Genomic DNA, 11,900 nt, shown 5'->3' with positions numbered 1-11,900 from the left:
TTTGTAAATTCGCATCAAGATCAATAAAACTCTGGTTTAAAATTTTAGCCAGAGTTTTGGTTTTTTATCGTTCTTCGTTTATTCAGATCAATATTAAATTATTAAAATGAAAAACACCCGAGTTTACAAGATGTCTTTTGCGAGCGTTTATCCACATTATATTGCAAAAGCGGAAAAGAAAGGCAGAACCAAAGCTGAGGTTGATGAAATTATCATTTGGCTGACAGGATATAATGCAGAGAAACTTCAGGAAATCATTGATAATAAAATTGATTTCGAGACTTTTTTTGCAGAAGCAAGTTTGAATCCCAATGTTTCAAAAATAACTGGTGTGATTTGTGGTTATCGTGTTGAAGAAATTGAAGACAGGCTGATACAACAAATTCGTTATCTGGATAAATTGATAGACGAATTGGCGAAAGGGAAAACAATGGATAAAATTTTAAGAAAGTAAAAAAGCAATATGACAGAATCCGAAATCTGGAAAAAAATAGAACACTTCTTTGAAGTCAACTTTCAAACGGAGAAAAATCCGCCAATAGAAACAATATTATTTTTAATTGGTATTCAGGAACTTGGAAGTGGCCAACAAAAATTCACTAAAGATGACAAGGTCAATCTTATTCATATTGCGGTTTGCAGATTGTTGGAACCTTTTGGTTATTACAAATTCAGTCATTATAACGAAGGCTGGCCCGAGTTCAAAAAGCTGGAAGATTTGCCCGATCTGAAACCCAACGAACAATCGCTTCTGATGAAAAAAGCGATTATCCAATATTTTGAAGATGAGGAAATTAATTTGAATTAATTAATCTTTTGCTACAATATCTTCAAGTTGGTTCAATCCCATTTTAAAACCCTCTTCAAAACCCATTTCAATGAGCTGATTCATTTCTACTTTGGAGTTAAAATGCAGATTGAAAGTCATTCTTGTGCCTTCATCGATACCTGTGAAACCAATCAGCCAGGATGTTTGTGGCAAGTCTGTTCTTGCCTTTCCTTTGTCATCTGCAAAAGCATCTGTCCAGGAAATACTTCTATGATGCATTATTTCGCCGTAATTGGCTAAGGCCATTTCTTTTTCTCCGTCCGGACCTTTCATTGCGTACAGCCAAACACCGTTTTCACGAAAATCCATTTTTTCGGTTTCGCATTGCCAAGGTTTTGGCGCCCACCATTGGTCTATCAATTCTGATTTTGTGAAATAATCCCAAAGCGTAGAGACGTCGGCTTTATAAACCTTCATCACATAAACTCCGGTATCAGAATCCTTATTAAAAACAATTTCTGAGTTCATACAATTTCTTTTTATAAAATTAATTATAAAAAATCACACCAAAGTTTTCCTATGGCAACATTTTTGATTATTCACAATAAAATGTTAAAAAACTCGTTTTTAAGAAATATTTAATAATTGTATCGCGTTTTTTTTATTGAGATATTCTTAAAAAGAGTAATTTTAACTTTTCAAAATCAATAATTGCAATGAATAACAAATTTATTCCTATTATTTCTGTATTTATGACGATTTCCTTGGTGGTTTTCGTCTCCTTGCAGCTGTATTGGATTAAAGAATTATATACTTCTCTGGAGCAGGATTTTTCTAACAAAGTTTACTCTGCTTTAGAGACATCGACTCAAAAGGTTAACCAAATCGAAGTAAACAAATACTGGAATGAGACTTATAACAATGTTGGAAAAGAAGTTCTGGCATCTAATAATCAACCTGTTAAAACTTACATCCAGCAAAGTTCCGATTCTGCAAATCGCTCTAACATTCTTTTTCAAACCAGCATTGTTGAAAAGCAAAATATCCCGGTTTCCGCAAAAGGCGACACACTTTATACAACCAAACTTTATAAAGATGAGGGGCAATTAAAGGTCAAAAGAAATTCACCGGAACCCTTAACAACCAATATCAGCAGAGATCTTGACAATAACTCTTTCCAAATGAAGGAATTTGCAAGATTAAGCGCAACCAGTCTTCCCATTGAAAAAAGAGTTAACAACAAAACAATAGATTCGGTTTTATCCAAAGAATTGAGACTGAAAGGAATTGACACCAAATTCGGTTTCGGAGTGATCGATAAAAACAACAAACTGACAACGATTGCCAACAATATTTATCTTGATCAAAAAGACAAAACCAACTACACTTATCCGATTTTTACCGATACCAAAGACCGGACGCTTTATACTTTAGCCCTGGTTTTTCCAAGAAAAGACTACTCTTTGGTAAAGCACAATCTGCCGATGTTGTTGGGAACTTTCATTTCGTTATTGACGATTTTAGGGATTTATATTATCTCAATCAATTATATGATGAGACAGAAAAAAATTGCAGAGATCAAGACAGATTTCATCAACAACATGTCTCATGAGTTCAAAACGCCTTTGGCAACCATTTCCGTTGCAACGGACTCATTAGCCAACGATAAAATTGCGACCGACCCTGATAAGGTCAAATATTATTCGGGATTGATAAAGCAGGAGAATCTGAGGATGAAAAAACAGGTAGAAACCGTTCTGAACATGTCTAAACTGGAACGAAACGAAATGCCGCTTCATCTGAAGGAAACCAACGTAAGAGAATTAATAAAAAGTATTGCAGAATCTTTCCGACTGATTGTTAATGAAAGAAACGGAATTCTGACAACGGAATTCAATGCGACAAAATATAATTTCAGGATTGATGAATTCCATTTCTCCAATGCATTGATCAATCTTCTGGATAATGCCAACAAGTATTCGCCAGAAACACCTGATATAAAACTGACCACCAGAAACGAAGGTAACTGGTATGTTGTGGAAATTTCGGACAAAGGAATGGGAATGGAGTCGACCAACAAAACCAAAATCTTTGAAAAATTCTTCCGGGAAGAAACCGGAAACATCCATAATGTAAAAGGACAAGGTCTTGGATTGTCTTATGTAAAAAAGATCGTTGAAATCCACAAAGGTCAGATCCATGTGGATTCTCATAAAGGAAAAGGAAGCACATTTACGATTAAACTTCCAATGGTATAAGCATAAACAATATTTGATAAATGATGATTGATTAATTAATATGGATAATAATTATAATCAGATTTTTGCAAAAAGAATAAAAGATTTGTCAGTAGATATTATCAATCAATTGTCAGAATTAGCTTACTCCGAAAAAGTTTCTGTTTTAAGAAAACAAATTTTCAGAAGTTCATCTTCCTCAGCTGCAAATTATAGAGCAATGTGTAGAGCGAGGTCAACAAAAGAAAGATATTCTAAAATTTGCAGAAGAGGCTGATGAAACTCTATTTTGGATAGAATTTATGCAAGATTTGAAAATGGTTTCAGAAACTAATTTGTATAAATGGTTTAATGAGGCAGAAGAAATTGTAAAAGCTACATCTAGCTATAAAAGATATTTAAAAGAAAAATTAACACAAAATCAATAAATTAGAGTATAATCTTTGTGATTTATCTGAATTTATATAAAATCAATTATCATTAATATAACATCAATCATAAATTATGAGCAACAGAATATTATTAGTAGAAGACGACCAAAGTTTTGGTGCAGTTCTTAAGGATTATTTGACCATCAATAACTTTGAGGTCACATTGGCCACAGACGGAGAAATGGGTCTGAAAGAGTTTACAGAAAAGGAGTTTGACATCTGCATTTTTGATGTGATGATGCCTAAAAAAGACGGATTTTCCTTAGCAGAAGATGTGAAGAAAATCGATAAAAACACACCTATCATTTTCCTTACAGCAAGAAATATGCGTGAGGATATCCTGAAAGGTTATCAATTGGGCGCAGACGATTATATCACAAAACCATTTGATACGGAATTACTTCTTTACAAGATCAAAGCCATTTTACAGAGAAGCGCGGTTTTGGAAAATGAAGATCAGGAGCAATTCAAGATCAGTAATATTTTCTTCGATTCTATGCTGAGACAATTGAGAGTTGGGGAAAACGAATACAAGCTTTCTCCAAAAGAAAACGAGTTATTGAAATTACTTTGCATCCACAGAAACGATTTTATGCCAAGAGATCTGGCTTTGAGAAAAATCTGGAAAAAAGAGAATTATTTCACCGCCAGAAGTATGGATGTTTATATTGCAAAACTGAGAAAACTTCTGAAAGACGACGAAGGTTTGGAAATCATCAACGTTCATGGAGAAGGTTTCAGATTATTAGTCAAGAATCCTTAATAAAAATCAAACAAGGTTTAACAAAATAAACCCTTTCAGAGTTCGGAACTCTGAAAAGGTTTATACTTTTACATTGTACATTTTACAAAATACAAAGATTTAATTCGTTGCCATATTTTGTTTTGGAGAATCAAGAATTGAGTCTGTCTTTTCAACATTTTTCAACCACTGAGAACTCGCCAGGTAACTCTGATCAGGAAAATAAATAAACAGACAAGTTCTGTTTTTGATGGTATCAATAATTGGTTTTGCAAGACTGGCCGGAACAGCCGGGCAACCCCAGCTTCTTCCTAATCTCTTTTCAGATTTGATAAACTCCTCGCTTACATATTTGGCACCGTGCATTACTATACAGCGCTCCAGAGCCGCATCGTTATAACCTCGATCCATCCCGAATAATCTCATAGAATAGCCATTATCTCCCATGTAAGCTTGTTCGGTAATGTAAAAGCCCATACTCGACTGATGCGAGTCCTCTATATTAGAAAAGCTCGTGGCAAACTCTTCGCCCGTTCCTTTTCCGTGCGCAACTAATGTGTTGAACAACACTTTTTTCTCACCCAGATCTATGACCCAAAGTCGTTTCCTGTTAGAAGACAAACTAAAATCACAAACCGAAAGCAACTTAGCTGACGGCTCCAGTTTTCCGGACTTTTTCAAATTTTGGAATCCTAAAAAAGCTTTTTCAAAGACTTCAAAATTCAATGTTTCATCCGCAAACCGAAGCTCCTTGTAGATCTCTTCTGCTGGATTCTGTGGTGAGAAATTCTTTTTAGCACTTAGTTTGATTTCTCTTATCATCAGCCTGGGATAAGAAACTCTGTCCTCAGAACTTGCCGGATAAAAAGAAGTCGTTATCAAATAAACTAAGCACAACAATAATGGGAATTTCTTCATTAAATTATAATATTAAGATTTTGTTTTAGTGGTGCAAAATTATATATAAATCATTATCAGACGGTTACAATCAAATTTTTTAACGATTTTTTAGGAGACTTTAACTTGATTTCGGGGGTATGTTTAGATTTTTATTAAGAACTTCTTATGAAAACGAATTTTAAAGTGATAAATTGCATTAAACTTTCTGAATATGTCAATACTTACAATTACGGGACTGAATTTGGATATCGCATGGAAAAATAAGGAAGAAAATTTCAAAAAAATTGAAAATAAATTGGCTTCAGCGGAAGCAGATCTATTCCTTTTACCAGAGATGTTTTCTACCGGATTTTGCATGGAAGCCGAAGAGGTGGCAGATAGAAATGAGGAGTCTTTAACCTGGATGAAATCTTTTGCTAAAAATAGAAATTCTGCCGTTGCAGGAAGTGTTTCCGTCGAAGACAATGGAAAATTCTATAACCGGTTCTATTTTGTTTTTCCTGACAGCAGTTTTGAATACTACGACAAAAGACATTTGTTTTCTTATTCTGGAGAAGATAAAATTTACACTGCCGGAACAGAGCGAAAAATTATTGATTACAAAGGATTTAAAATTCTTTTACAGGTTTGTTTTGATCTGCGTTTTCCGGTTTTCTCAAGAAATCAGAATGATTATGATGCCGCTTTATATGTCGCTAATTGGCCAAAATCCAGAATTGATGCCTGGAAATCACTTATAAAAGCTCGTTCGATTGAAAATCAGGCTTTTCTTTTCGGATTGAATCGTATCGGAACAGACGGTTATAACCTTGAATATGAGGAAAGTTCAATGGTTTATTTTCCAGACGGAAGAGAAATATCGGAAAGAAAAAGCGACCTCATCATAACTGAATGGAATCTGGATGAATTAAAAGCATTTAGAAACAGGTTTCCTTTTTTAAAAGAGCGAGATGGGTTTGAATTGAAATGAATTTCTAATTAGAATACTGCTCCAGCAAACCAACCAAAGAGTTCACATCATGAACACCGCTTTCTTTCCAAAGCAACTCTCCGTTTTTAAAAATCGCTAAAGTCGGAACACCACGAACTCCGTTATCCGCAGCTATTGACGGAAACTGATCAATATCAATTTTTACGATTCTTGCTTTCTCTCCAACTTTTTCTTTTACAGAATTCAAAACGGAAGACTGAACTTTGCAAGGCTGACACCAGGTTGCGAAAAAATCAACGAGAACAGGACGTTCGGATTGTATGAGTTCTTGAAATTTCTGTGACATAACTAAGATTTTAGAAGTTAGATTTAGGTATTAGATTCTTCGGCAGGCTCAGAATGACATGTTAAAATTTATTGTCATGCTGAGGCTCTCGAAGCCGTTCCAGTTTTACAAAGTTTTACTTTGACAAACAAAATTACTCAAGGGAAATTTCCCTGTTTTCTTAATCGCATTGAACCCGCCATCAATCTCGGTGAAGTTTCTATAACCTCTTGACTGCAAAATACTTGCCGCGATCATACTTCTGTAACCACCGGCACAATGGATATAAAAATGTTCAGAATTGTCCAAAGAATTCACCCAGTCATTGATATAAGCCAAAGGTTTGCTGTACGCTTCATCAATATGTTCGGCTTCGTATTCCGTTTCCTTTCGGACATCGATAACTTTTACACCTTCAGAAAACTCATCAGCAAATTCTTCTACAGAAATTCTTTTGATCTCGTCAGTTTCTTTACCGGAGTTTTTCCAGGCTTCGAAACTTCCCTTCAAATAGCCTAAAACATTATCAAATCCTACTCTGCTTAGTCGCGTGATCACTTCTTCCTCTGTACCTTCGTCAGAAACCAAAAGAATCGGCTGTTGAACATCAACAATCATCGCTCCAACCCAGGGTGCAAAATCGCCTTTGATTCCAATGTTGATAGAATTCGGAACAAAACCTTTATGGAAATTGGCTGCACTTCTTGTGTCCAGGATCAAAGCCCCGGTTTCTTCCGCCGCCGTTTCAAATTCCTCAACAGACAATGGATTATTACCTTTTTTCAGAACCTGGTCAAAACTTTCATAACCGCCTTTGTTCATTGCGACATTCATCCCGAAATATTTTGGAGGCGCAGTTAATCCTTCAAGAACTTCATTAATAAATGATTCTTTATCAGGTTGATTCAGTGCGTAATTCGTTCTTTTTTGATTCCCCAAAGTATCCACAGTTTCCTTCTGCATATTCTTTCCGCAAGCAGAACCGGCGCCGTGGGCAGGATAAACCGTGATCGAATCATCCAAAGGTAAGATCTTGCTGTGAAGACTTTCATATAACATTCCGGCCAAATCTTTTTCAGTAATCTCACCCGCTTTCTGTGCAAGATCCGGTCTGCCGACATCACCCAAAAACAAAGTGTCACCGGAAAAAATTGCCGTTTCCTTCCCATTTTCATCAATCAGAAGATAAGTCGAGCTTTCCATCGTATGTCCAGGTGTATGAAGAACTTTGATTTTGATTTTTCCTATCTCAAACATCTGATTGTCTTCTGCTATAATGGCATCAAATTCCGGCTGAGCTGTCGGACCGTAAACAATGGGAGCATCGGTTTTCCTGGATAAATCCAGATGTCCCGAAACAAAATCAGCGTGAAAATGGGTTTCAAAAATATATTTGAGCCGAACCTGATCTTTATCCAAACGGTCGAGGTAAGGCTTAACCTCTCGCAACGGGTCAATAATTGCTGCTTCGTTTTCAGAAACAATGTAATACGCTCCTTGCGCAAGACAACCTGTGTATATTTGCTCAACCTTCATTTTACCAATAGAATTAATTCAAACTTTTATTTTAGAAATTGTTTTTGTTATTAGCTTTAATAATACAAATATGAGATTATTTGGAATAACTATAAATAAATCCTGAAAGATATTATTAATAACCCTGATTTGATTTCAAACATTTGTTCAATTTCCGCAGGTGGATAAGCAAAAAATGAGCCGAAGATTACCGATAACCTATGACTTATAGCAGGCTTTGAAGTTTACAAGTTACATTAAATTCAAAATTTCCATTTTGCTTAAAATCATTTTTACTAATTTTATTTGATCAAAATAATTAATATGATTCTGAATCCTGTTGACGTTGTAGAACACATTGATAAAGAAGATTTTCAAAAGAAATATTTCAAACCGCACAGACCGCTTTTGATAAAAGGTTTTGCAAAACAATGGGGCGCTTACGAAAAATGGAATCTGGATTACATCCGTGAAAAAGCAGGTGACCAGGTTGTTCCCATCTATGACAATAAACCCGCTGATGCCAATAAAAGCTCTGACACACCGGCAACCAAAATGAAGATGAAGGATTATATTGATATTATCAAAAGTAAACCTTCTGACCTCAGGATCTTTTTTTATATCATCACCGACAGGTTACCGGAATTGCTGAAAGATTTCACATATCCGGATCTGGGAATGAAATTCTTCAAACGACTTCCTACGCTGTTTTTCGGAGGAAGTGAAGCACATGTTTTGATGCATTATGATGTGGATTTGGGAGACTTTTTCCACGTGCATTTTGGTGGCAAAAAAAGAATTTTACTCTTTGACCAGAAGCAAAATGAACTACTTTATAAAGTTCCATTGTCTGTCCATACGATAGAAGAAATTGATTACGACAATCCTGATTACGAAAAATATCCTGCTTTGAAATACGCAACCGGAACCGAAATCATGATGGAACACGGCGACGCTTTGTTCATCCCTGGCGCTTTCTGGCATTACAACCGTTATCTTGAGCCAGGCTTTTCTCTATCTATCAGAGCATTACCTAATCGGCCTTCAAAGTTTCTGAGTATGCTTTATCACGTTTTCATTATGCGATATACGGATAAGCTGATGCGAAAAATCTTCAAGGCAAAATGGGTGAAATATAAAGAAGATTGGGCTTACCGGAAAAGCTCCAAAGCTCTGGAAAAGTTTAAGAAAAAATAATTTTCAGCGAAACATCCTTCTTTTTTCTGGCTATTAATTTCGTATTTTAGCGCTTCTAAAATTCAGACAATTGGCAAAGAAAGAAACTCCATTAATGACGCAATACAATACGATTAAGGCGAAATATCCTGATGCATTATTGTTATTCCGTGTTGGGGATTTCTACGAAACTTTTGGGCAAGATGCGATAAAAACGTCGCAGATTCTTGGAATCGTTCTTACCAAAAGAGCCAACGGTGAAGGTCATATTGAACTGGCTGGATTTCCGCATCATTCTGTGGATTCTTATTTGCCCAAACTGGTAAGAGCTGGAATGCGTGTTGCTATTTGCGACCAATTGGAAGATCCAAAAACTGTAAAAGGAATCGTAAAACGTGGCGTGACAGAATTGGTGACGCCTGGAGTTACGTTCAACGACCAGGTTCTGACTTCTAAAAAAAATAATTTCCTGCTTTCTCTTCATAAAGAAAGGGAAAAATATGGAATGGCACTTGTGGATGTTTCAACAGGTGAATTTCTCGTGAGTGAAGGAAATCTTGAAAAATTACTTCACATCGTTCATACTTTTGACCCGAGCGAGATTATCTATCAGAGAACTTCTGAGATTCCAAGTCAGCTGAAAAATAAAAATGTTTTCAAGCTGGAAGACTGGGCGTTCAAATATCCTTACGCATACGAAAAACTGACTTCGCATTTCAAAACACAATCTCTGAAAGGTTTTGGGATTGAGGATTCTAAATTAGGAATTACAGCTGCCGGAGCAATCTTTGCTTATTTGGTAGAAGATACACATCACGCATTGTTGCAGCACATTACCAAGATTCAGCTTATTCCGCAGGATGATTATCTGATGATGGATAATTTCACTTTGAGAAATCTTGAAATTGTTTATTCTGCCAATCACAATGGAAAATCACTTTTAGACATTATCGACAAAACCTGTACGCCGATGGGCGGAAGATTGTTGAGGCGACGGCTGATTTTACCTTTAAAGAACATCAGCGATATCAACAGAAGATTAAGTCTGATTGAATTTCTGAATAAAGAAGATTCTTTGAAATACGAGATCAAAGATCTGTTGAAAGGCATCTCGGATTTGGATAGATTAATTGGAAAATTAGCCGCTGAAAAGATTTCACCGAAAGAATTAGGTTACCTTCGGCAAAGCATCATCAATATTAATGAAATCAGAAAAAAACTTCTGAATTTCCCTGACGTTTTGGCTTGGATTGACCCTTTTATCAATCTTGAAGAATTAATTACTTTGATTAATGAGCATCTGAACGACGAGCTTCCTGTGAACATCAACAAAGGGAATGTTATTAGAGAAGGAATTTCGGAAGAATTGGACCATTTAAGAAATCTTCAAAGCAAAGGTCGTGGTTTCCTGGACGAAATGTGTCAGCGTGAAATCGAAAGAACCGGAATCACAAGTTTGAAAATCGATTTCAATGGTGTTTTCGGCTATTATATCGAGGTTAGAAATACGCATAAAGACAAAGTTCCGGAAGATTGGATCAGAAAGCAGACTTTGGTTAACGCCGAACGTTATATTACCGAAGAGCTGAAAGATTATGAAAACCAGATTCTTGGTGCAGAAGAGAAAATTGGAAAATTAGAATTGGAACTTTACAGAAATATCTGTGAAAATGTTCTGATTTATATTGACCAGTTGCAGGAAAATTCAAAGCTGGTTGGTGAACTGGATTGCGCCGTTGGTTTGTCAGAGCTATCTGTCGAAGATAATTATACAAAACCGATTCTGAACGAGTCTTTCTCAATTGATATTCAGGAAGGGCGACATCCGATCATCGAAAAGTCATTACCTCTTGGCGAATCTTATATCCCTAATGATGTTTTTCTGGACAGAGATTCTCAGCAGATCATAATGGTAACCGGACCGAATATGGCGGGTAAATCAGCAATTCTGAGACAAACTGCGATTATTTCTTTGTTGGCTCAAATTGGAAGCTTTGTTCCTGCAAAACACGCTGAAATTGGAACTCTGGACAAGATTTTTACAAGAGTTGGCGCTACGGATAACTTATCTGCCGGCGAATCGACTTTTATGGTAGAAATGAATGAAGCGGCGAATATCCTTAATAACATCTCCGATAGAAGTTTGATTTTGCTAGACGAAATCGGACGTGGAACTTCCACTTATGATGGTGTTTCCATTGCCTGGGCCATTGCGGAATATCTTCATCAACATCCAACGCAGCCAAAAACATTGTTTGCAACACATTACCACGAACTGAATGAAATGTCTGTTAACTTCGAAAGAATCAGGAATTTCCACGTGTCAATTCAGGAAGCGAAAGGCAATATTATTTTTCTTAGAAAACTGATTTCCGGAGGAAGTGAACATAGTTTTGGTATTCACGTTGCGAAGTTAGCAGGAATGCCTTCTAAAGTTGTGAATCGTGCGAATGAGATTCTTAAAACTTTGGAATCCAGCCGAACAACGCAAGATTCCGGAGAGAAAATAAAACGTGTAACGGAAGAAAATCTTCAGCTTTCATTTTTCCAATTAGACGATCCAGTTCTAGAAAGTATCCGTGAAGAATTGACAAAAATCAACATCAATACTTTGACACCAATTGAAGCTCTGATGAAACTGAATGCTATTAAGAAGATGATTGGAAAGTAACTACTTCACGCCAACCGTATCCGCTTTTTTTCCTGGTGAAAGTGCTGCAGAATCAACGCCTTTGTTTCTCATATGTTCTGCGCTGTGGTCGGTTTTTCTTTTGTCCCGTTTGTCTTTATCAGGAACGCAACTGATGATTAATGATGATAGTATGCCGATAAATAATAGCTTTTTCATAACAATAAGATTTTGGTTAATATTTA

Annotated in this window: 14 protein-coding genes; 9 read left to right on the top strand and 5 right to left on the bottom strand. The window is 36.1% G+C overall.

Annotation, left to right across the window (positions count from 1 at the left end; translation table 11 throughout):
* The first annotated feature begins 106 nt into the window (after positions 1-106).
* Positions 107-454, top strand: coding sequence for a DUF2200 domain-containing protein (locus tag AC5P2S_RS00160; protein WP_494555789.1), 348 nt, complete (start codon positions 107-109; stop codon positions 452-454).
* A gap of 9 nt (positions 455-463) precedes the next feature.
* Positions 464-808, top strand: a complete 345-nt coding sequence (locus AC5P2S_RS00155) for a hypothetical protein (RefSeq protein ID WP_494555788.1) — start codon at positions 464-466, stop codon at positions 806-808.
* Here AC5P2S_RS00155 and AC5P2S_RS00150 read toward each other — a convergent pair whose 3' ends face one another.
* Positions 809-1,297, bottom strand: a complete 489-nt coding sequence (locus tag AC5P2S_RS00150; RefSeq protein WP_283415884.1) for an SRPBCC family protein — start codon at positions 1,295-1,297, stop codon at positions 809-811. It abuts the gene before it with no gap.
* A gap of 188 nt (positions 1,298-1,485) precedes the next feature.
* Between AC5P2S_RS00150 and AC5P2S_RS00145 the strand changes: the two genes are divergently transcribed.
* The 4 genes from AC5P2S_RS00145 to AC5P2S_RS00130 all read left to right on the top strand — a co-directional run bounded on the left by AC5P2S_RS00145 (position 1,486) and on the right by AC5P2S_RS00130 (position 4,200).
* Positions 1,486-3,027: a sensor histidine kinase gene (locus tag AC5P2S_RS00145; RefSeq protein WP_283415883.1), complete on the top strand. Its 1,542-nt coding sequence runs from the start codon at positions 1,486-1,488 to the stop codon at positions 3,025-3,027.
* Positions 3,028-3,067: 40 nt separating this feature from the next.
* On the top strand, positions 3,068-3,283 hold the full coding sequence (locus AC5P2S_RS00140; RefSeq protein ID WP_494555787.1) for a four helix bundle protein: 216 nt from the start codon (positions 3,068-3,070) through the stop codon (positions 3,281-3,283).
* A 25-nt stretch (positions 3,284-3,308) separates the two neighbouring features.
* Entirely contained in the window at positions 3,309-3,434 is a 126-nt protein-coding gene (locus AC5P2S_RS00135; RefSeq protein WP_494555786.1) for a hypothetical protein, read from the top strand.
* 76 nt (positions 3,435-3,510) lie between these two features.
* Complete coding sequence (locus AC5P2S_RS00130) at positions 3,511-4,200, top strand: response regulator transcription factor (protein WP_027382831.1); 690 nt, start codon at positions 3,511-3,513, stop codon at positions 4,198-4,200.
* 99 nt (positions 4,201-4,299) lie between these two features.
* On the opposite strand, the gene AC5P2S_RS00125 is transcribed toward AC5P2S_RS00130, so the two are convergent.
* Positions 4,300-5,097, bottom strand: coding sequence for a murein L,D-transpeptidase catalytic domain family protein (locus AC5P2S_RS00125; protein ID WP_494555785.1), 798 nt, complete (start codon positions 5,095-5,097; stop codon positions 4,300-4,302).
* 193 nt (positions 5,098-5,290) lie between these two features.
* Between AC5P2S_RS00125 and AC5P2S_RS00120 the strand changes: the two genes are divergently transcribed.
* Positions 5,291-6,049, top strand: a complete 759-nt coding sequence (locus tag AC5P2S_RS00120; protein WP_494555784.1) for a nitrilase-related carbon-nitrogen hydrolase — start codon at positions 5,291-5,293, stop codon at positions 6,047-6,049.
* A 4-nt stretch (positions 6,050-6,053) separates the two neighbouring features.
* On the opposite strand, the gene AC5P2S_RS00115 is transcribed toward AC5P2S_RS00120, so the two are convergent.
* Positions 6,054-6,356, bottom strand: coding sequence for a thioredoxin family protein (locus AC5P2S_RS00115; RefSeq protein ID WP_283415879.1), 303 nt, complete (start codon positions 6,354-6,356; stop codon positions 6,054-6,056).
* Positions 6,357-6,461: 105 nt separating this feature from the next.
* On the bottom strand, positions 6,462-7,871 hold the full coding sequence (locus AC5P2S_RS00110) for an MBL fold metallo-hydrolase (protein WP_494555783.1): 1,410 nt from the start codon (positions 7,869-7,871) through the stop codon (positions 6,462-6,464).
* 303 nt (positions 7,872-8,174) lie between these two features.
* On the opposite strand from AC5P2S_RS00110, the gene AC5P2S_RS00105 reads away from it, so the two are divergent.
* Positions 8,175-9,047 (top strand): cupin-like domain-containing protein, encoded by an 873-nt coding sequence (locus tag AC5P2S_RS00105; protein WP_494555782.1) that lies wholly within the window; start codon positions 8,175-8,177, stop codon positions 9,045-9,047.
* Positions 9,048-9,141: 94 nt separating this feature from the next.
* The gene (gene mutS, locus AC5P2S_RS00100; protein WP_494557048.1) at positions 9,142-11,697 is read left to right on the top strand and encodes a DNA mismatch repair protein MutS; all 2,556 of its coding nucleotides are present in this window, start codon (positions 9,142-9,144) and stop codon (positions 11,695-11,697) included.
* Here the strand turns inward: mutS and AC5P2S_RS00095 are convergent, their stop codons facing one another.
* Entirely contained in the window at positions 11,698-11,874 is a 177-nt protein-coding gene (locus tag AC5P2S_RS00095) for a hypothetical protein (protein ID WP_494555781.1), read from the bottom strand. It lies immediately after the preceding gene.
* Positions 11,875-11,900 lie beyond the last annotated feature (26 nt).

It is taken from the genome of Epilithonimonas sp. 33E, from assembly GCF_059372615.1.
This window is presented reverse-complemented; position numbering and strand designations above follow the sequence as displayed.

What these genes read in the sequence shown, in the direction of transcription:
- AC5P2S_RS00115 (WP_283415879.1), bottom strand. Translation starts at nt 6,356, where the DNA reads ATGTCACAGAAATTTCAAGAACTCATACAATCCGAACGTCCTGTTCTC.
- AC5P2S_RS00095 (WP_494555781.1), bottom strand. Translation starts at nt 11,874, where the DNA reads ATGAAAAAGCTATTATTTATCGGCATACTATCATCATTAATCATCAGT.
- AC5P2S_RS00150 (WP_283415884.1), bottom strand. Translation starts at nt 1,297, where the DNA reads ATGAACTCAGAAATTGTTTTTAATAAGGATTCTGATACCGGAGTTTAT.
- AC5P2S_RS00105 (WP_494555782.1), top strand. Translation starts at nt 8,175, where the DNA reads ATGATTCTGAATCCTGTTGACGTTGTAGAACACATTGATAAAGAAGAT.
- AC5P2S_RS00110 (WP_494555783.1), bottom strand. Translation starts at nt 7,871, where the DNA reads ATGAAGGTTGAGCAAATATACACAGGTTGTCTTGCGCAAGGAGCGTAT.
- AC5P2S_RS00145 (WP_283415883.1), top strand. Translation starts at nt 1,486, where the DNA reads ATGAATAACAAATTTATTCCTATTATTTCTGTATTTATGACGATTTCC.
- AC5P2S_RS00135 (WP_494555786.1), top strand. Translation starts at nt 3,309, where the DNA reads ATGCAAGATTTGAAAATGGTTTCAGAAACTAATTTGTATAAATGGTTT.
- AC5P2S_RS00125 (WP_494555785.1), bottom strand. Translation starts at nt 5,097, where the DNA reads ATGAAGAAATTCCCATTATTGTTGTGCTTAGTTTATTTGATAACGACT.
- AC5P2S_RS00160 (WP_494555789.1), top strand. Translation starts at nt 107, where the DNA reads ATGAAAAACACCCGAGTTTACAAGATGTCTTTTGCGAGCGTTTATCCA.
- AC5P2S_RS00140 (WP_494555787.1), top strand. Translation starts at nt 3,068, where the DNA reads ATGGATAATAATTATAATCAGATTTTTGCAAAAAGAATAAAAGATTTG.
- AC5P2S_RS00120 (WP_494555784.1), top strand. Translation starts at nt 5,291, where the DNA reads ATGTCAATACTTACAATTACGGGACTGAATTTGGATATCGCATGGAAA.
- mutS (WP_494557048.1), top strand. Translation starts at nt 9,142, where the DNA reads ATGACGCAATACAATACGATTAAGGCGAAATATCCTGATGCATTATTG.
- AC5P2S_RS00155 (WP_494555788.1), top strand. Translation starts at nt 464, where the DNA reads ATGACAGAATCCGAAATCTGGAAAAAAATAGAACACTTCTTTGAAGTC.
- AC5P2S_RS00130 (WP_027382831.1), top strand. Translation starts at nt 3,511, where the DNA reads ATGAGCAACAGAATATTATTAGTAGAAGACGACCAAAGTTTTGGTGCA.